This window comes from Candidatus Bodocaedibacter vickermanii (assembly GCF_014896945.1).
Taxonomy (GTDB): Bacteria; Pseudomonadota; Alphaproteobacteria; order UBA6184; family UBA6184; genus Bodonicaedibacter; species Bodonicaedibacter vickermanii.
Genome location: NZ_CP054719.1, coordinates 524673 through 544118, shown reverse-complemented (window position 1 = coordinate 544118; position 19446 = coordinate 524673). Strand labels below are relative to the sequence as shown.

Below are 19446 nucleotides of genomic sequence, written 5' to 3'. Positions count from 1 at the left end.
ATAAATTATATGGTTATTGCCCGAACTTCTTTTACTTCAGGGACATAGTGACGCAGCATATTTTCAATGCCGTTTTTCAAGGTAACTGCTGAGCTTGGACAGCCCGAGCACGCACCCTTCATTTGTAAATATACTACACCATCAATAAACTTTTCAAATGTAATGTCACCGCCGTCTTGAGCAACAGCTGGACGAACACGAGTTTCTAAAATTTCCACAATTTGTTTTGAAAGTGGATCCAGGGTTTCAAAGGGAGAGGGTGATGTTTTTGTATCAAGCAACCCATTCAATATGGGGGTCTGACTTGAAAAGTGGATGGTTACACCTTCAATAATATAAGGTATTAATGTCGACCACTCTATAGATGTTTCCTTTGAAATGGAAATAAAATTAGATCCTAAGAAAACGCCTGAGACCCCATTGATATCAAACAATTTAGACGCCAAAGGCGACCGTTTTGCAGCCTCTTTTGTGCGAAAATCAATTGTACCTGCTCCCATCACTAATTTTCCTGGTAGGAATTTTAAAGTATTTGGGTTTGGGGTTTCTTCTGTCTGGATAAACATAGTACGCTCTAAAATTTATATTTAATTTTACCTGTTACTTATAATCAGTGCAATCTATTTCTTGTTAGGCGACATTTTTTATGACAATTTTAGTTTATTTTGTTCAGTTATAGAGGGCAGCACTCCTCCCTCTCTCAAGCTTAAAGCACTATTTATTTGTTCAAAACACCACTTCCCGCATTCTAATTATTGAGGTTTTTATATACAATGCCATGGGCTTTTATTTTTTTACAAGATCTGCTATAGTGACATACAATGTAACAAGTAAGGTAGATTTAGCATGGCTCGCGTAACAGTTGAAGATTGTACAAGAAAAATTTCGAATCGATTTAAGTTGGTATTAGTGGCGGGAAATCGCGCTAAAAAATTAGCTAGAGGAATTGCTCCTTTAGTTAAACGAGACAACGATAAGAATCCAGTATTGGCACTTCGAGAAATTGCTTCTGATCAAGCGTTATCAGATATTTTTGAAGAAGAATTGGTTTCTTCTATGCAAAAAATTCACTTTGAGTCTGACGTTATGGAACGTGAAGAAGAAATTGTAGACGAAAAAGACTGGTCTGAACAAATTGCTCAATTAAGTCGTGAATTAGAATCTTTAGGTTCTGTAGAAGAAAATCTTGAAGACCATATGCAAATTGATGGTGAAGAGATTTTAGATGATGATGACTTGGGTGACGTAGATTTAGAGGTTGATGCAAACGAAGAAGACAAATTCTAAATAGTTAAAATACATTCATGGGCGATGATTATAAATTTACACTAATGGCTGCGGATTTGGTTGAGCTCGTAAAAGTTTACGAGCCTGATGCCAAGGAGAGTCTTATTATCAAAGCCTATGAGTTTTCTAAATTTCACCACCGGTTCCAACAACGATCTTCCGGGGAACCATATTTTGTTCACCCCTTAGAAGTTGCGCGCATTGCGACGACTTGGAAATTAGATTCTCAAAGTATTATTACAGCCTTACTTCACGATACCGTTGAAGATACAGCCGCCACACTTGCTGATATTGAAAAAGAATTTGGTGCTGATGTTGCGCGATTGGTTGATGGCGTTACTAAGCTAAACTCAATTGAAATTAATCCAGAATCGTCTGAAAAATCAGAGCAAGCAGAAAATTTGCGCAAACTAGTTTTGGCCATGTCAATGGATGTGAGAGTTCTGCTAATTAAGTTGATGGATCGTTTGCATAACATGCGTACGATACGATTTCTGAAGTCTCCAGAAAAAATGCGTAGAAAAGCATTGGAAACTCAAGAAATTTATGCACCATTAGCTCAACGCATTGGAATGCAAAGTTTATATGACGAGCTTTCAAATATTTGTTTTAAAGTCTTGCACCCAGAGATTTACGAAGCGATTGAACGTCGAAAAAAGCATCTGTTTACAAAAGATAAAGCCATTGTTACGCGAGTCATTCAAGAGTTGCAGCAATCAATTAGCAGCAATAGTATTCGGTGTTATGTATCGGGGCGTGAAAAGGCAACATATTCCATTTGGAAAAAGATGCAATCTAAAAACCTGCCATTTGAGCAGCTTTCCGATATTTTTGCATACAGAATTTTGGTTGAGACAACTGCAGAATGTTATCAAGTTTTAGGAATTCTGCATAGCACATACCCGGTGGTACCTGGTCGATTTAAAGATTATATTAGTACGCCTAAATCCAATAGTTATCAATCATTGCACACCTGCATTATTGGACCTTTTGGGTATAATATCGAAGTACAAATTCGCACTCAACATATGCATGAAGTCAATGAGATGGGGGTTGCTGCGCATTGGGAATATAAGCAAGGCAAAGGGGATAATCGAGAAAAAAGCATCTTTAAATGGATCCGAGAATTAGTCGATATTCTGGAACATTCTAATAGTCCAGAAGAATTCTTGGAACATACTAAGATGGAAATGTACCAAGACAAGGTGTTTTGCTTTACACCTGCAGGCGATATTATTTCGTTACCTCAGGGAGCGACTCCAGTTGATTTTGCGTACGCGATCCACAGTGCGGTTGGTAATCATTGTGTGGGATGCAAGGTGAACGGTCGTATGATGCCGTTGCGAGTAGAGCTAAAAAATGGTGATCAAGTTGAAATTATTACAGCCAAGAATCAAACGCCGTCTATGGCTTGGGAACGGTTTGTAATTACCGGCAAGGCTAAATCAGCAATTCGTAGATTTATTCGTGAACAGCAACGTGAAGAATATGCATTGTTGGGTAAAAATATGTTAAAGGCAGGTGTGAGGTCGGATAAACTAGAGTTAGCGCATCCCGATATGCGGAAAGCTGCGCGTTACTTTAGGGTTGAAAGTCCTGTTGATTTGTTTACGCAAGTTGGAATGGGGCTTGTATCCGTAACGGCGGTTTTGGATTTTTTTAGAACCTTAGACGGCGGAGCTGCAGTTAAGAAAGATGAGGCTTTCCCAACCGATATCCCGCTTAAATTAAATGATAAATCGATATCAAAAAAACAAGAGAAGACAACCTCTGTTGCTATACGGGGGTTGATTCCTGGAATGGCATTACATTATGCTAAATGTTGTCATCCACTGCCGGGAGAGCCTATTGTCGGAATTATTTCGACAGGGCGTGGTGTAAAAATACATAAAAACACATGTCAGAATCTTGCGCAGTTTCAGGAAAGTCCTGAAAAATGGATTGATGTAGAGTGGGGCGGCATTTCGGATTATGAATTGTCGGTGTTTGATGTTGTGTTACGCGTCGTTGTTGAAAACAGATCTGGAGCACTTGCTGTGGTATCTGCGGCAACAAGTCGCTTGAAGGCCAATATAGATAACCTTAAAGTTACAAAACGGGATTCTGAACATTGCGATTTGTTGGTAGAATTACAAGTGAATAATGCAGATCAATTAAATCGATTGATTATGGAATTAAAAGGTGAACCCTTGGTAATGTCGGTGGAGCGCGTATGATTTTAGGTGTTGGAACAGATATAGTTCAGATTGAACGAATACGAAAAACTTACGATCAGTTTTCAGATCGTTTCTTAAAAAGATGCTTTCATCCTTCAGAAATAAAAGAATTTAATGAAGCTTCATCGGCTCAAAAAATACCTTTTCTTGCTAAACGATTTGCCGCAAAAGAAGCTGTGGCAAAAGCATTTGGAACTGGGTTTGTTGACCAAGTGAGGTTATCACAGATCTATGTAGTTCGCAATAAACTGGGAAAACCAGAAGTGCGGTTAGATGGGGAAACGGCTGTATTCTTTGAAACTTTATACTTGGGTCCAAAGAAAATACACCTTTCATTGTCGGATGAAGTAGCTTATGCTATAGCCTTTGTAATTATTGAAACATATAGCTAGGAATTGCCTATGAAAAAGCAAAGTATTAGTGCGTTTATAAAAGAGTTAGCAATCATCTTTTTGGTTGTGATGGGGATTCGATTTACGTTTTATGGGTTGTCACGTATTCCATCAGAATCTATGGTTCCAACAGCGAATATCGGTGATTTTATTGCAGTTGCAAATTTTCCTTATGGATTCTCACCCTTATCAATTCCATACACTCCATCGTCTTGGGCGACGCGTTGGTTGGCTCAGGAACCAGAGCGTGGAGATGTCATTGTTGTTCGTGTGCCTCAAGATCAAGACCGTGATTACATTAAGCGGCTGATCGGACTGCCCGGAGATCGTATTCAGATGATCGAAGGTGTCTTGCATATTAATGGTAAAAAAGTATTGATGGAAGCTGGCGACGAGTATTCCTTTTATAATCAAAGAGGGAAAAAAGTTAAAGGGCGTATCTATTTTGAAACTTTGCCTAATGGCGTTCGTCATAAAATTTTGAAAGTAAATACAGATTGGTCTGCAGGTTTCGCAGATAATACTCAAGAATTTGTGGTGCCAGAAGATCACTACTTCTTGATGGGAGATAACCGCGATCAGTCTATGGATAGTCGTTTTTCTAATATAGGAACTATCCATAAGGAGAATTTGATTGGTCGTGCAGATCTTATTTGGTTTTCCACCAATGCGCGATCATTATTTGACCTAACCAATTGGATCTCATTAGATTTATTAAAAGAACGTTTGATGAAACGTATTTCTCCATGATCGATTTGCAAGTTGCTTTAGGGTATCAATTTAATAAGCCATACTTATTAGAGTTTGCTCTAACACATCCTAGCTTTTATTCTAACCAAAAAGACAAAATGCCGATCAATCATTTTGAACGGTTGGAGTTTGTGGGAGATAGAGTGTTAGGTTTGATTGTTGGTGATATGTTATACCAAGAATTCAAAACGGCTAAGGAAGGCGAACTTGCGAGACGATTAGCGTGGTTAGTCTGTCGGGAAACTGTGGCTAAAGTTGCAAGGTTAATGACGATCCCAACAGTCTTTAAATATTCCAGAGCATCAGAAGAAAACAACACCCAGTGGATGACGTTCTTGTCAGATGCTTGCGAAGCGTTGATTGGAGCCATTTATTATGATGGGGGGCTGTCTGCTGCAAATAAAGTCATTCGCAAGTTTTGGGAACCCATGCTGCATCAGCAAGGTGCCGTTAAAGATAATAAAACTCAATTGCAAGAATATGCTCAAGCTCAATTCAAAATTTTACCAAAATACAAACTAATTACTCAAAGTGGTCCATCACATAATCCGGAAATTACAGTGGAATGTAGTGTTAATGATTATCAGATGACCGCAAAAGGTAGCAATAAGAAAATGGCTGAAAACGAGTGTGCACACAAGTTATTAGCTATGTTAAAAACATTATAGGAATTTCATGTCAACCCCTACACAATTTGGATACGTCGCATTAATTGGGTTACCTAACGCAGGTAAATCCACATTAATGAATACAGTTATTGGCGCAAAAGTATCTATTGTTACACCCAAAGTACAAACCACGCGTCGTCGTGTGTTAGGTGTGTTTATTCAAGAAAATACTCAAGTGGCCTTTTTAGACACCCCCGGGATCTTTACGCCATCCACCCGATTAGATAAAGCAATGGTGAATGTTGCTTTACAAGCAATTCAAGAGGCGGACTTAGTCTGCGTGATTATTGATGCGTGCAAACGCCTTACAGATCACGAACGCTTATTAACAATCGCAAAGCAGTCGGGGCGCCCCATTTGCGTGGTATTAAATAAGGTTGATAAAACACCAAAAGATAAGTTGTTAGTGCTTGCGCAAACGATCAGTGAAACCTATGGCTTTAATGAGATATTTATGATCTCTGCATTGAAAGCACAGGGCACTGAGGATTTGTTGAAATATATCAATCAAAAAATGCCAGAAGGTCCGTGGTTGTTTGAAGAAGACGATTTAACAGATTTATCATTGCAAGATTTAGCGACAGAATTTACCCGTGAAAAGTTGTTTGCATTCTTACATCAAGAGATTCCATACGGCCTGATGGTGCAACATGAGTTGTGGAAAGAGGACACTCCAGGAAAAGTTCAGATCTATCAACGGATTGTTATTGAAAAAAATAATCATAAAGGTATCGTATTGGGGCATAACGGAACATTGATTAAAAAAGTGCGTGAAGCTGCCCAAAAAGATATTCGACAACTGATACAGAAAAAAGTACAACTTTTCTTGCAGGTTGTTGTAAAAGAAGACTGGAAGAACAAGCCTCAATATTTTCAAGATCAAGGATTAGAGTTTTAATAGGAATAAACCATGAAATACACTTCGACTTCACTTATTTTCTCAACAGCGCTTTTGCTTACAGCATGTGCAACTGAACACCCAACCTTGGATGATTTTGTCCTTGATGATGAAATCACCATTGATGCCCAAGATTTATTGAATGATGACCAAAATAAAGGGGTTGAGCTTGAAAAGGATGCCCAAGGAGATGTTGTTGCATCCACTAATCCGATGGAATTGACCAATTCAGTTAGCAAAAAAGAACAGGTTATCGTTATTCCCGAACGCATAAACCATGAGATTACTTTGCCTGCAAAGCAAGCGGAAACACCTAAGAAAGAAAGTGTTAAGAGTGCTGAAAAGAAACCAGAAGCGAAAGTAGCTCCATCTGTTTTTATACGAAGAGCAAAAGATTTTTCTGCAACGAATGCGCCACAAGCGACTGCATTTTTTGATCCGAATGCATTAGGGTTACATTTATTAGGTAAGCCAGTGACATCTGCAGTGTGTACACCTGAAGAAGAAGCCCATACAAAAGCAATCATGGACATGAAAGCCAGTTATGAGGGGCGCAATTTGTCTAAAATGACGGCATGGCGCGATCAGCATTTAATCAATGTTCCACGCCCCGATGAAACATTGTTTTACCCATTCAGTGGGCCTGATGTTGTGAACATGTTGACGTTTTTCCCTAACCAACAAACATACGTGATGATGGGGATGGAATACGTTGGAACAGCTGAAACTGTGAGCGAATGGCAGAAGCCTTTAACAAAGACCAAGATGGAAACGATTCGCAAAGCTGTTGAATCTGTGTTTATTCGTAGTTTCTTCCGTACGCTTGATATGTCGTCGGATTTCAGCCGTAACGGAACCCGTGGTGTGTTGCCAGGAATGTTGTTGATGTTAAAGGTATTAGACCGCGATGTTAAGGCTGTTCAGTGGGTTACGTTGAACGCTGATGGTAGCTTACGTTATTTAACACCTGAGGCGACAAAGACAGCGTCAGGGAACTTTGGTGTTGAAATAAAAGTAACGCATCCTACGCAAGGGTTTGAGCAAACAATCTATTATTTCAGAACAGACTTGTCGGATGCGCCGATGGCATCCAATGCGGGGTTGCGTAATTTCATTCAAAGCAAGCTTGGCACAACGATGACATTTGTAAAGTCGGCGTCATTCTTAATGCACATGAAAGAATTTGCTTGGATGCGGAATACTGTCTTAAATACAAGCCGTGCTGTATTACAAGATGATTCCGGTGTGCCATTTAAGTTTTACAAAAAGAATGATTGGGCTGCTAATTTGTTTGGTCAATATGTTGGGCCTTATGGAGAATCGTTTGCGGCATTCAAACAGCCAGAGCTGAACAAAGCATATGAGAGCATGCCATTGCAGTTATTAGATTTTAGGTTTGGGTATGGGTATTCAAAAATACCAGCTCATTTAATGTTATTCATTCGTAAGGAGAATTAAGATGAAGATAGAAGAATTTTATACAGCCATCCGTCATAAGAATGATCCAGCAACTTATGCAGAGGTTGTTGATCAGTTAGATGATGAGAAATACGCATTATTACAAGCTAGAACTTTAACGACAGATACCCGTTTCTACTTAAAACAATTTATTGGTCATATGAATAATCAATTGTTTATTAGTAGAAATATACCCGCCATAATTTTTGGTCCTGGGTGGTTTGCATTTCGTAGAATGTATCTTCACGCATTTATACTATTTATTGTAGGGGGTGTAGCAACCATTGCCTTGTATGAATATGTTGTTGGGGATTATATTGCATACATTATTAATGCGGTGGTGGGGGTGTTTGGAAATGCACTATATTTTCAGAACGTAAAACGTAGAAGTTTAAAAGGATATAGATCTGAGGGATCCGCCAAAAGTTGTGTGATTTACATATTAATACAAACAGTGATTTCTATAGCTGTGGTGCTTGGTTTAGTTTCAATGGGATGGCTAAAGCTTTTCTAAACAGGAACCATATCATGAACATTGAAGAGGTTTACTTTGCCATCCGTCATAAGTTTGAGCCTCAAACACTTGCAGAAGCAGGGGAAGAGGCTCTGACTTATGGGACGAGGCGGTATATAAAACTCTTTAGAACCAAGGGGTATAAGCCTTTATTTGTTAGCCGGAATATTCCGGCTATTTTTTTAGGACCGATTTGGTTTTTATACCGCAGACTGTATGCGTTGGCGCTTGTATTTCCAATCCTATGGTTTGGAATTGAACTCGGGATTCGGCAATATACCAAAAATGATACCCTTGTTGATTGTTTAGAGTTAGTCTTTTCAATCTATATTAGCCTGTTTGCAAACAGCTTATACATCAATAATACACGCAGGCGATTTGCAAGAGGGGTGAAATCTTCGCCGTCAAGGCTTGCTGTGTATGCAGGGGTAGTTGGGGTTGTCCTGTTTGGAATAGTGTCGCTGGTGGCGCTAAAACTGTACTTAGTAATGATAGAATAGGAACGAGAGATGAAATTTGAGTTACAAGACTTTTATAGTGCTATACGAAAAGATCAAGATCCTGAAAACATCACGGGTGAGGTTTCATCCAATACAGCGCATTATCTGAACGCCTTTCAAAAAGGCGAGCTGATTAATTGGAATTGGGTGGCCTGTCTGTTTGCCCCCATTTGGATGCTGTATCGACGGTTGTATGCTGCGTATATTTTGTTAATGATAGTTTCTGTCATTTTATCATATTTGCCGACTGGGCTGTTGCTGTTTGGGCTGTTCATGAACATTGGAGTAGGAATGTTTGGCGACAGCATCTATATCTATTTCGTGAAGCAAGCCCATGTTCGCAACCAAAAGATGAATCCTGGAAATATTCCGTTGGTTGTATTGATCTGTAGTCACATTATCGTCGTTGGTATTGTTTCTCAAATTCAGTACTATTTTGAGTCCGAAACTGTTGAGATATCTAGTGATGTGTATATTGATGCTTAAATGGCATCCCCTACGGGAATCGAACCCGTGTCTTCACCGTGAAAGGGTGATGTCCTAACCGCTAGACGAAGGGGACGTGGACTTTCTGGTTGTCTTTATAACGAATTAATGACCGTCGGTCAATTACTATTTTTCATAATACGCCAAAATTATTAATATTTAGTTTAATCAGTCTGATTTTCTATGCTTTACCCTGTTTCAGGATAGGGACATGTGCACCATGTATAACTGACTCCTTATAGTCTGGGTATGCGTCACTCAGTCGTTAATGTACGCCTTAGTACATGTTTCGCTTCGTCCTTCATACTCAAATTAAATTAGTCTAGCTATAAGTTTCACTATAAAAAAACAATAAGATTAAAAAGTATTTTTATTTGTATAAGTATACTTTTTAGTATAAATTAAGTTTATTATTAGTAATTAAGTGCCATGAGCTTTCAAGTATATATTCCATTGTGTACAGCTTTAGGAAAGTTAATCAGCCCCCTGATTGAAGTCATCATTTGTGATTTGAAATCAAATAAAATTGTTTTTATTGAAGGCAATTTATCTGGACAAAAGATAGGAGAGTCTTTTTTACAAGATGTTCGAGATTATCAAGTAGGAGAAGTAATCAACTTTCAACTAAATCATAGCGGTAAAATCATTCGTTCTATTAATGTTTTGCTTGATGAAAGTGGCGAAAAAAACTTTTTACTGTGTCTGAATTTTGATGTGTCAGTTCTTAATCAAATTCAATCGTTGGTTTCGCAGTTCTTTAACAACCCATCACAGCCTGAACCCAAAGAATTATTAAAAAATGATTGGCATGAACGATTGCATTTGGTCATCCATGAACTGCTTCATAGTTATGGTTGGAGTTTAACCACATTAACGAATGGTCAAAAAAAACAAGTGGTTGAAGCCTTGTTTAAAAATGGTGCCTTCAATCAAAAAAACGCCGCTGATTACATTGCTAAAATTTTATCTATGGGAAGAGCAACGATATTTAATTATTTAAGAGAGTGGAGACGGAATGAAAATTAACACATTTAAATTAGAAAACTATCTATCTCAGCATGAGTTTTTACCACAACATTTGTTGTGCCGATCTGATGCAGAGAGTATGGCGCTGCGGGATTTATTAGACATGGCCGATCACGAAGATCAAGAGCTTTGGAATAACTTGCAACTGGGATATACAACAGCAGCAGGCATGCCAATCCTGCGACAGTTAATAGTTCAAGAAATGTATAAAGACTTAATGGCGCATCAAGTTCTATGCTTTTCGGGTTCAGAAGGTGCTGGCTTTTCAGCGTTGTTTGCCTTGTGTGAGCCTGAAGATCACGTGATCGTATTAACGCCGTGTTATCAAGCACTTATTGAAATTCCTAAGTTTAGAGGATGCGAGATTTCGCAGCTTTCTTTAAAAGAAGAAAACAATTGGTGTATTGATATTGATGCAATTCGTTCGATGATTAAATCGAATACAAAATGGTTAATTATCAATTTTCCACACAATCCATCAGGGCAAGTAATCACACCAGAAGAGCTGAAAAATTTAATAAAGTTATTAGACGAACACGGTGTTTGGCTGTTTTCAGATGAATCATCCCGTTTACTGGGAGCGCCAATTGACGGCTGGGCAGAACCCGCCGCTGTCTTATACCCTAAGGCTGTGTCATTAAACGGTATGAGTAAAGCCTTTGGTTTAGGCGGCCTGCGTATAGGCTGGGTTGCATGCCAAGATCCCGCGGCAATTAATAAAATTAAAGAAATTAAAAACTATACAACCATAGGTAACAGCACACCATCAGAGCTATTAAGTGTAATAGCCCTAAAGAATAAAGACGTTATTTTAGAGAAAAACAATCAAATCTTGTCGGACAATTTAGTTATTTTAGACCTGTTCTTTACAAAGAATCAAAAGCTATTTTCTTGGGTTTGGCCTCAAGGTGGTTGTGTTGGTTGGGTACACTATAAAGGCAAAGAAGACGTGGATTTGTTTTGTAAAAAGCTGCTTCGTGACACCGGTGTATTGTTAATGCCCGCATCTGTTTACGATGTAAATGAAAACTATTTCCGCATAGGCTTTGGTCATAAAGATATGGTGACCGCCATCGGTAAATTACAACAGTATTTAGAGGCACTAGCATAATGCGCACCACGCAGTTAACACTCCATCAAATAATTACTCCTCCAGTTTAAGTCATCAAACCCTTTCGTTAAATCTATAAACATCTGCAATTTTCTTATACAGCGTGACGCCAACCTGCGGTTGGATCCATTAGGTTAGGTTGGGTGTGGCAGCATGATGCTGCACCCATTAAGTTGGATCCGATGTGGTTGGACACGGATTTCAAACAATGAAAACCGCAAGTGAGATATGAGAGAATGGATGGGATTTTTGACCCAGCAACGTGACGCCAGCGTGACGCTGGACCCATTAAGTTGGATTGGGTGTGGTTTGAGATATGTCGCACTTAGGGTAAGCAGAGATCGTTGGGAGGTGTTTGCAAAGAAGGGGGGGCTTCTCCTCCTCCCCCCCAATAGGTTTTATCCCGTAACTCGCTTTACATGAGCGCCACAGCTTCTTAGTTTTTCATCCAAGTATTCATAGCCTCTATCAAGGTGATAGATACGACTAATGACTGTTTCGCCTTCTGCTGCAAGGCCTGCTAGAACCATTGAGACGGAGGCTCGTAAATCCGTTGCCATAACGGGGGCTCCTTGAAGTTTAGGAACGCCACGAACAACGGCAATATTTCCCTGGATTGCAATGTTAGCACCCATACGGTTCAGTTCGGGTACGTGCATGAATCGGTTTTCAAAAATGGTTTCTTTTATTAACGATGTTCCTTTTGCAAGGGTCATCAATGCCATCATTTGAGCCTGTAAATCGGTTGCAAAGCCTGGGTAAGGTTCAGTGATAATATCTACAGGGTTAATATCGTATCCGCCCTCTATGATCATGCCATTGGGGACTGGAGTCACTTTTGTTCCAGATCGTTGTAGGGCTTCTGTAAACGCATAGAGAACTTCGTGCGTTGTATTGTCTAGATGAATGCGTCCACCCGTAATGGCAGCGGCAACGGCATAGGTGCCAGCTTCTAATCGATCGGTCATAACGCTGTGAGTGGTGCCATGAAGGCGGTCTACACCTTGAATGGTGATTGTAGAAGTTCCTGCGCCCGTGATTTTTGCACCCATGCTGTTCAAGCATTTGCATAGATCAACGACCTCAGGTTCTCTGGCTACATTTTCAAATACGGTGGTTCCTTCTGCGAAAACGGCTGCCATAATTAAGTTTTCAGTACCCGTCCATGATGGCACGGATAAGGTGTAGTGAGTTCCCTTTAATCGGTCGCCTTTAACTTTGGCGTGAATGTATCCATTGTCTAGGATGATTTCAACGCCTAATGCCTCAAGTCCGCTTAAGGTTACATCAATGGGGCGTGCGCCGATGGCGCACCCGCCTGGGTATGAAACAACAGCTTGACCGAATCTGGCGAGCAAAGGACCTAAAACCAAAATAGAGGCGCGCATCTTTCTGACAATTTCATAGGGGGCGGTTTGATGGTGAATGCCGCCGGCGTTAACACGAGCGGTTGAGCCTTTGTATTCAACAGTACATCCCAAATGTTCCAGCAGATGTTTAAGCGACTCCATATCGGCTAATGCGTTGGGAGAGTTTTCGAACACGACGTCATCTGCCGTAAGAATTGCTGAACAGATTAGGGGTAGGGCTGCGTTTTTTCCACCACTGATTGATATTTTTCCATCAAGTGGCTGACCACCCGTAATTACGATTTTATCCATTGTAGTCCTTTAAAGTTTTGGCGGGGTGACGCCCGTTTGTTTCATATATTTTCCTGCGCGATCTTTGTAAGACGTTTCGCACATTTCATTGCCATGGAAGAATAAAAACTGGCATGCGCCTTCGTTAGCATAAATTTTTGCAGGCAAGGGGGTGGTGTTTGAAAATTCTAATGTAACGTGACCTTCCCATTCAGGTTCAAGGGGGGTTACATTTACAATAATGCCGCATCGAGCATAGGTTGATTTTCCCAAGCAAATAACCAAAACGTTGCGCGGGATTCTAAAGTATTCAACAGTTCGTGCTAAAACAAAGCTATTGGGTGGGATAATGCAGACGTCAGCGGTGCGGGTTACAAAGCTTTGATGCGAAAAGTCTTTAGGATCAACGATTGCATTGTCAACATTTGTAAACACTTTAAACTCACTTGAAACGCGAGCGTCATAGCCATAGGAGGATAAGCCGTAAGAAATTACACCTTCTTTTTTTTGGCGATCCACAAAGGGGCTGATCATTTCATTATCAAGAGATTGTTGGCGGATCCACTTATCGGACATTATCATTGTTTATGCCTCTTTCGGTATTAATGGGTTGATTGTTAGATTCATTCCGTTGGTTGGATTGTTCTTTTCTGCGCAGCATGTTTCGCTTCAAAGCTGCCTCAAGGCGTTTCTTTCTTTCGGATGCTTTTATTTCACTTAATTTAGTGGGATGGTTCATGGTTTTTTACCCAGACTAAAAATATAGTGGAATTATGCAATAAAAAGCTTGAAAAGTCACGAAAATATTTCTATCTTAGTAACGTTTAAAAAGCACACGGAATACGCTTAGCGTTTCTGGTCTTTTCTGAAAAATGAAAAGCAAAGTCCGTGGATGTTTAACCAGATAAAGGAACTTAATACATGTCAAATACTACATTTACTATGCGTCAGCTATTAGAAGCAGGCGTTCACTTCGGTCACCATCCTCGTCGTTGGAACCCCAAAATGTCACCATATATTTTTGGAACTAAAGGTGGCGTTCACATTATCGACTTGCAACAAACTTACCCCATGTTTAAAAAAGCATTGGAAGTTTTAACAGATGTTGTTGCACAAGGTGGTCGAGTATTGTTTGTTGGAACAAAACCACAAGCCGCTGAAATTGTTGCTGAGGCAGCAAAGCGCTGTGGTCAATATTACGTTAACCATCGTTGGTTAGGTGGTATGTTAACCAACTGGAAGACGATTTCTCAATCCATCAAACGTTTAAAAGACTTAGATGAGCAATTAGAGCGTAACACTGGAACAGTAATTAAAAAAGAATTGTTAAAGATGCAAAATGATCGCGAAAAATTAAACCGCGCATTGGGCGGAATTCGCGAAATGGGAGATACTCCCGACGCATTGTTCATCATTGATACAATCAAAGAAAGCACTGCTTTATTAGAAGCTAAAAAAATTGGTATTCCAATTATTGCCATTTGCGATACGAACTCTGATCCAGACTTAGTGGATTATATTATCCCAGGTAATGATGACGCACGTCGCGCAATTGAATTCTACACAAAATTAGCCTCTGACGCTGTTTTAGCTGGAATTCAAAAACAGCTTTCAAAAGCAGGCGTTGATGTTGGGGCAGCCGCAGAAATAATGGCAACTGACTTAACGGTTGAAGACGTTGTAACCTCTGAAGCTGCAAAATAAGAAAGGTATCGTAATATTATGGCAATTTCTGCAAGTATGGTAAAAGAGCTGCGCGAAAAGACAGGCGCAGGAATGTTAGACTGCAAAAAAGCATTAGAAGAATCAAACGGTGATTTTGAAGCTGCAGTTGATTGGTTACGTAAAAAAGGTTTATCAGCTGCGGCTAAAAAATCTGACCGTGTTGCGGCTGAAGGGTTGATTGCTGTTGACGTGCAAGGCAACACTGCGGTTGTGATTGAAGTTAATGCTGAAACTGACTTTGTGGCGCGTAATGACACATTCCAGGACTTTGTTCGGACTGTTGTTAAGAAAGCTCATGGTAAGGCAGATGCAGAAGCTTTGAAAGCCTCTGAATACGAAGGCGGCAAAACAGTTCAAGACGTTTTAACAAACTTGATTGCGACGATTGGTGAAAACATGAACTTGCGTCGTGTTGCAAACATCAGCGTTTCAAAGGGTCATATTATTTCTTATGTGCATAACCAAATTGTATCAGGTCTTGGTAAAATTGGTGTTATGGTTGCATTTGAAACTGATGCTGATGCATCAAAGCTAACCGCTGTGGGTGAGGGTATTGCGATGCACATTGCTGCAATGAACCCAGCTGCTTTAAACCCAGAAGGCGTTGATAAAGCATTGGTGGAACGTGAAGCAAACTTTTTACGTGAAAAAGCAATTGCAGCAGGTCGCCCTGAAAATATCATTGAAAAAATGATCGAAAGCGGTGTAAAGACTTATTTATCTGAAGCATCATTGCTTGAACAAGCGTATGTTTTAGACAATAAGAAAAAAGTCATTGATGTTGTAAATGAGCTTTCTAAGGAAATCGGAACACCAGTAAAACTAACTGGATTCTTGCGATTTGAATTGGGTGAAGGCATTGAAAAGCAAGCAACTGATTTTGCTGCTGAAGTTGCAGCGATGAGTAAATAACATTATGAAACCCCTATATCAACGGATTATGCTAAAATTATCAGGAGAAATTCTGGCTGGAGAAACTATTTTTTCTCCGGAGGTTATGAATCGCGTCTGCCAAGAGTTGAAAGCAATTCGAGATATAGGGGTTCAGATTAATGTTGTGATCGGCGGGGGTAACATTTTCCGTGGTAATATGGGTCAAGCGCAGGGTATGGATCGCGCAACGGCCGATTACATGGGGATGTTAGCCACCGTAATGAATGCGTTAGCGCTGCAAACGTGTATGACAGACATAGGTCTGGATGCCAGAGTTATGACATCGATTAACATGAATGAGATCGCTGAAACGTTTACCAGACGGCGTGCATTTGAGTATATGCACAATGGGCGTATCGTGATTCATGCAGGCGGGATTGGAGTCCCGTTTTTTTCTACGGATACTGCCGCAGCCTCACGTGCGTGTGAGATGAATTGTCAGGCAATTTTTAAAGGGACGAAGGTCGATGGTATCTATAGCGATGACCCTGTAAAAAATGAATCTGCTAAATTCTACGAGACGTTAACGTATCAAGATGTGTTAACAAAAGAATTGAATGTTATGGATGCTGCCGCGATTTCGTTAGCAAAAGAAAACAAAATTCCAGTCGTTGTATTTAATATTAAAAATCCCGGACAACTTGCAAAAGCAATTTGTGGTGAAGGGTTATATACGATCGTTTCTTAAATCATTAAGATAGAGAGATTACCAATGCAATCATTTTCAGAACTATCCAAAGAGCTGCATGACAAAATGAATGCAGCTGTTGAACATACTAAAAAAGAATTCGCAGGGCTTCGTGCCGGGCGAGCATCAGCACAGTTGCTAGATTCCGTGGTGGTGGAAGCCTATGGCAATTCTGTTTCTATTAATCAGCTGGGAAACATTAATATTCCGGAACCTCGTACGTTATCTGTTCAAGTGTGGGACAAGGGGTTGGTTAAGTCTGTTGAAAAAGCAATTCGCGATGCAGGACTTGGTTTAAACCCAGTGGCAGACGGTCAAACTGTGCGTGTGCCCGTTCCTCAACTGAATGAAGAACGTCGCAAAGAAATGGCAAAAATTTCTGTAAAGTACGCAGAAGAAGGGCGCATTTCGATTCGAAACATTCGTCGCCATGGAATGGATGTCTTAAAGAAAATGGAAAAAGATAAAATCATTTCGGAAGATGAGACTGCGCGTCATGAAAAAGATATTCAAAAATTAACGGATGAATATATTGTAAAAATTGACACAGCGTTAAGTCAAAAAGAAAAAGACATAATGCAGGTATAAGATAATGAATAACGCGGCATCGGTTCCGTATCATATTGGAATTATCATGGATGGAAATGGAAGGTGGGCCTCTGAAAGGGGGCTCCCTCGTTCTATGGGGCATCAAAAAGGTGCAGAAGTTGTACGAGAAACTGTACAAACTGCAGCAGATCTTGGCGTGAAAGCCCTTACACTGTTTGGTTTTTCAGAAGAAAACTGGTCTAGACCTGGTGACGAAGTGTCACTGTTATTGAGATTGGCTGAAACATATCTGAAAAAAGAATTGAACGCATTGCATAAAGAAAATGTTCGATTTCGTGTGATTGGAAATAAGAGTAAGCTGCCCAAAAGCTTGCAAACCATCATTGATGAAGCAGAGCAAAAAACGATCAATAACGATCGCTTTTTTTTAAACTTAGCCCTAAGTTATTCGGGTAAATGGGATATTGTTCAAGCAGTAAAGAGAATCGTTGCTGAAGGGGTAGATCCTGAATCTGTAACAGAAGAGATGGTGTCACAACATTTAAGTTTAAGTGATGTACCTGATCCTGATTTGCTAATTCGCACCAGTGGCGAACAACGTATCAGTAACTTTTTATTATGGCAGGCAGCATACAGTGAATTGTATTTTTGTGATGCAATGTGGCCTGATTTTAATAAACACGAATTAACTTTGGCTATAGAGTGTTATCAGCATCGTCATCGACGATTTGGAAAAATATAATGTCTGAGCTATTAAAGCGTACCCTTTCCAGTATAGTTTTTGTTCCAGGAATATTAGTGCTGTTGTATCTGGGCGGCGTATATTTCGACGCTTTGTGCTTGGGATTAAGTATGGTTTTAGTCTATGAATGGCTAAATCTATGGCGTGGGTATGCCGTTCGAAAAGGGTTAAAATTTCAAGAATTGGTGTTCATTAGTGTGGGCGTGATCTATATCGGATTGGCGATGCATAAATTTTGGACATTAAAGGATATTCAACACAAGCAGTTTATGACGTTTTTAATTGTGTGGACGACGGATGTTGGTGCCTATATTTTTGGTAAAAAATTTGGAAAAACTCCTTTTTCACCAGTGATTAGCCCTAAAAAAACTTGGGAAGGATTTTGGGGCGGCGTGTGTGTCTGTGTAGTGATATGTTCGGCCGTGATGTACGCACAGTTAGCAGAGCTTTTGCCATATACGGGTGCGTCATCGTTTCTGTATAATTTTTTCAGTGGCATCACATTGTTTTCCACATTAGTATTTTCAATTCGCTTTATGTTCTACAGCATCTTTGCCCATTTGGGGGATCTGTTAGAGTCGTGGGTAAAGCGTTATGTGGGTGTCAAAGATTCAAGCCAATTGATTCCAGGTCATGGTGGGTTCTTGGATCGTTTCGATAGCTTCCTGGCTGTCTGTTGTGCCTATTACGTAAAAGACATTCTGCATAGTTGTGGTATCTTTTTTTAGAAATTGACAAATGAATTTGCAATGATATGATCAATATTGAATTTAGACAATATGGTGCGCAATTGAAGTATTTTTCGTGTCTTGTTTTAGTTTTGAACGTGTTAAGTGTTTCTGTGTGCAATGGAGAAGCTGTCCCTGATAGTGATAGATTGCATTTTTCAATTAGGGGATATGATGAAAATATTCCTAGAGTAAAAGTTACCCCCGCTGCTGTCGTGGCGCCAGTAGTTCCCCCCGAGGGTCCTGTGGCATTATCTGCTGCAGAGCAGGTAAGACTAGGTTTAGTTCCAATTACAAAAATTCAAGTTCAAGGCGTAATGCCAGCTCTTTTACAACAAACAATCGATAACTATGTTGCACAACGATATCGATATGATAGTTTTCGCTCAACAGGTGGAGCCGCAAACTATGCATTTGCAGCAGATGGTATGATATCCGATGGGGCTAACCCAGTAGGAATACATTTCTATGATGCTAGAAGTTTTGGCAAAGAATTAGCAAATACATATGGCGTTCCGACAACTGCAACTGTAGGCGGGGTGGCTGCGACATTTGCATGTTCAGAAACTCCGTTCCAAGCAGCGAAATTAGCATTGCTTTTGGGGGATGCAGAGGCACAGGCGTTCAGTGGTCAGTTTGCCAATCAAACGGGTGGGGCAATTCAACGTGATGTGGCGCCTAGAATACAACGAATAGCTGCAGCCAAAGGAAAGACAGTGGATGCTGCGTTTTACAAACCCTGGGATGATTCCAGTGTTTGGGTAATGATTAACATTGTTCTTGGAAAGGCGTTGCAAAATCCTAGCGATCGAATGATACAATATTTAATCCATCAATTGAATAGAGGGTATTTAATCGTTGAGCATACCGGTAATGATGATAAATGGGGCGATGGAAGCAAGTCGGATCCAACTAGATTAGGTCCAGGTGAAAATAGGCTTGGATTGATTTGGATGGCCGTTCAACAAACATTAAAAGATCTCTATAAAATATCTTAGTTGAGGTCAAATGTAGCATACTTAATAAGCTCACATTAGAAGTTGCATTTTCAATAAAAACTATATTAAAGACATCCCTCATTGTTGGGGTGTCTTTTTTTTAGTAATTTTAAGAAATGTTAATAAAGCCTTGAAAA

The 19446-nt window shown here is 40.0% G+C and carries 23 protein-coding genes and 1 tRNA gene; 19 read left to right on the top strand and 5 right to left on the bottom strand.

Annotated features, from left to right (window positions below; all coding sequences use genetic code 11):
* Nucleotides 1–5 precede the first annotated feature (5 nt).
* Entirely contained in the window at nt 6–566 is a 561-nt protein-coding gene (locus tag CPBP_RS02545) for a NifU family protein (protein ID WP_350332485.1), read from the bottom strand.
* A gap of 280 nt (nt 567–846) precedes the next feature.
* Between CPBP_RS02545 and rpoZ the strand changes: the two genes are divergently transcribed.
* Genes rpoZ through CPBP_RS02495 form a run of 10 tightly spaced genes read left to right on the top strand, consistent with a single transcriptional unit; the run spans nt 847 to nt 9169 of the window.
* The gene (gene rpoZ / locus CPBP_RS02540) at nt 847–1287 is read left to right on the top strand and encodes a DNA-directed RNA polymerase subunit omega (protein ID WP_350332484.1); all 441 of its coding nucleotides are present in this window, start codon (nt 847–849) and stop codon (nt 1285–1287) included.
* Between the two features lie 17 nt (nt 1288–1304).
* Nucleotides 1305–3503 (top strand): RelA/SpoT family protein, encoded by a 2199-nt coding sequence (locus CPBP_RS02535; protein ID WP_350332483.1) that lies wholly within the window; start codon nt 1305–1307, stop codon nt 3501–3503.
* Nucleotides 3500–3895, top strand: a complete 396-nt coding sequence (gene acpS / locus CPBP_RS02530) for a holo-ACP synthase (RefSeq protein ID WP_350332482.1) — start codon at nt 3500–3502, stop codon at nt 3893–3895. Before CPBP_RS02535 ends, acpS begins: the two co-directional genes overlap by 4 nt.
* 9 nt (nt 3896–3904) lie before the next feature.
* A complete protein-coding gene (lepB, locus tag CPBP_RS02525; RefSeq protein WP_350332481.1) occupies nt 3905–4645 on the top strand; it encodes a signal peptidase I in 741 nt (246 codons plus the stop codon).
* The gene (rnc, locus tag CPBP_RS02520) at nt 4642–5313 is read left to right on the top strand and encodes a ribonuclease III (protein ID WP_350332480.1); all 672 of its coding nucleotides are present in this window, start codon (nt 4642–4644) and stop codon (nt 5311–5313) included. Before lepB ends, rnc begins: the two co-directional genes overlap by 4 nt.
* Before the next feature lie 7 nt (nt 5314–5320).
* Complete coding sequence (gene era, locus CPBP_RS02515) at nt 5321–6211, top strand: GTPase Era (RefSeq protein WP_350332479.1); 891 nt, start codon at nt 5321–5323, stop codon at nt 6209–6211.
* A 12-nt stretch (nt 6212–6223) separates the two neighbouring features.
* The gene (locus CPBP_RS02510; protein ID WP_350332478.1) at nt 6224–7669 is read left to right on the top strand and encodes a hypothetical protein; all 1446 of its coding nucleotides are present in this window, start codon (nt 6224–6226) and stop codon (nt 7667–7669) included.
* Between the two features lies 1 nt (nt 7670).
* Entirely contained in the window at nt 7671–8183 is a 513-nt protein-coding gene (locus CPBP_RS02505; RefSeq protein ID WP_350332477.1) for a DUF2628 domain-containing protein, read from the top strand.
* A 14-nt stretch (nt 8184–8197) separates the two neighbouring features.
* Nucleotides 8198–8683 carry a DUF2628 domain-containing protein gene (locus tag CPBP_RS02500; protein WP_350332476.1) on the top strand — a complete coding sequence of 162 codons (486 nt, stop codon included), beginning with the start codon at nt 8198–8200 and terminating at the stop codon, nt 8681–8683.
* 9 nt (nt 8684–8692) lie between these two features.
* A complete protein-coding gene (locus CPBP_RS02495; protein ID WP_350332475.1) occupies nt 8693–9169 on the top strand; it encodes a DUF2628 domain-containing protein in 477 nt (158 codons plus the stop codon).
* 1 nt (nt 9170) lies between these two features.
* On the opposite strand, the gene CPBP_RS02490 is transcribed toward CPBP_RS02495, so the two are convergent.
* Nucleotides 9171–9245: transfer RNA gene (locus tag CPBP_RS02490), tRNA-Glu, on the bottom strand.
* Nucleotides 9246–9598: 353 nt separating this feature from the next.
* Between CPBP_RS02490 and CPBP_RS02485 the strand changes: the two genes are divergently transcribed.
* On the top strand, nt 9599–10195 hold the full coding sequence (locus tag CPBP_RS02485) for a helix-turn-helix transcriptional regulator (RefSeq protein ID WP_350332474.1): 597 nt from the start codon (nt 9599–9601) through the stop codon (nt 10193–10195).
* Nucleotides 10185–11306: an aminotransferase class I/II-fold pyridoxal phosphate-dependent enzyme gene (locus CPBP_RS02480; protein WP_350332473.1), complete on the top strand. Its 1122-nt coding sequence runs from the start codon at nt 10185–10187 to the stop codon at nt 11304–11306. Before CPBP_RS02485 ends, CPBP_RS02480 begins: the two co-directional genes overlap by 11 nt.
* Before the next feature lie 398 nt (nt 11307–11704).
* On the opposite strand, the gene murA is transcribed toward CPBP_RS02480, so the two are convergent.
* From murA to CPBP_RS02465, 3 genes are read right to left on the bottom strand one after another with little or no spacing between them, the layout of a single operon-like run.
* Nucleotides 11705–12967 carry a UDP-N-acetylglucosamine 1-carboxyvinyltransferase gene (murA, locus tag CPBP_RS02475; protein WP_350332472.1) on the bottom strand — a complete coding sequence of 421 codons (1263 nt, stop codon included), beginning with the start codon at nt 12965–12967 and terminating at the stop codon, nt 11705–11707.
* A gap of 9 nt (nt 12968–12976) precedes the next feature.
* Nucleotides 12977–13528, bottom strand: a complete 552-nt coding sequence (dcd, locus tag CPBP_RS02470; protein WP_350332471.1) for a dCTP deaminase — start codon at nt 13526–13528, stop codon at nt 12977–12979.
* Nucleotides 13512–13685, bottom strand: a complete 174-nt coding sequence (locus tag CPBP_RS02465; protein ID WP_350332470.1) for a hypothetical protein — start codon at nt 13683–13685, stop codon at nt 13512–13514. Before CPBP_RS02465 ends, dcd begins: the two co-directional genes overlap by 17 nt.
* 182 nt (nt 13686–13867) lie before the next feature.
* On the opposite strand from CPBP_RS02465, the gene rpsB reads away from it, so the two are divergent.
* From rpsB to CPBP_RS02430, 7 genes are read left to right on the top strand one after another with little or no spacing between them, the layout of a single operon-like run.
* The gene (rpsB, locus tag CPBP_RS02460; protein ID WP_350332469.1) at nt 13868–14650 is read left to right on the top strand and encodes a 30S ribosomal protein S2; all 783 of its coding nucleotides are present in this window, start codon (nt 13868–13870) and stop codon (nt 14648–14650) included.
* 15 nt (nt 14651–14665) lie between these two features.
* A complete protein-coding gene (tsf, locus tag CPBP_RS02455; RefSeq protein WP_350332609.1) occupies nt 14666–15583 on the top strand; it encodes a translation elongation factor Ts in 918 nt (305 codons plus the stop codon).
* A 28-nt stretch (nt 15584–15611) separates the two neighbouring features.
* Nucleotides 15612–16292 (top strand): UMP kinase, encoded by a 681-nt coding sequence (pyrH, locus tag CPBP_RS02450; RefSeq protein WP_350332468.1) that lies wholly within the window; start codon nt 15612–15614, stop codon nt 16290–16292.
* A gap of 24 nt (nt 16293–16316) precedes the next feature.
* Entirely contained in the window at nt 16317–16880 is a 564-nt protein-coding gene (gene frr, locus CPBP_RS02445) for a ribosome recycling factor (protein ID WP_350332467.1), read from the top strand.
* 4 nt (nt 16881–16884) lie between these two features.
* Nucleotides 16885–17583: an undecaprenyl pyrophosphate synthase gene (gene uppS, locus CPBP_RS02440; protein ID WP_350332466.1), complete on the top strand. Its 699-nt coding sequence runs from the start codon at nt 16885–16887 to the stop codon at nt 17581–17583.
* Complete coding sequence (locus CPBP_RS02435) at nt 17583–18311, top strand: phosphatidate cytidylyltransferase (protein ID WP_350332465.1); 729 nt, start codon at nt 17583–17585, stop codon at nt 18309–18311. The genes uppS and CPBP_RS02435 overlap by 1 nt, the downstream gene beginning before the upstream one ends.
* Nucleotides 18312–18337: 26 nt before the next feature.
* Entirely contained in the window at nt 18338–19309 is a 972-nt protein-coding gene (locus CPBP_RS02430) for an NADAR domain-containing protein (protein ID WP_350332464.1), read from the top strand.
* The last annotated feature ends 137 nt before the right edge of the window (nt 19310–19446 follow it).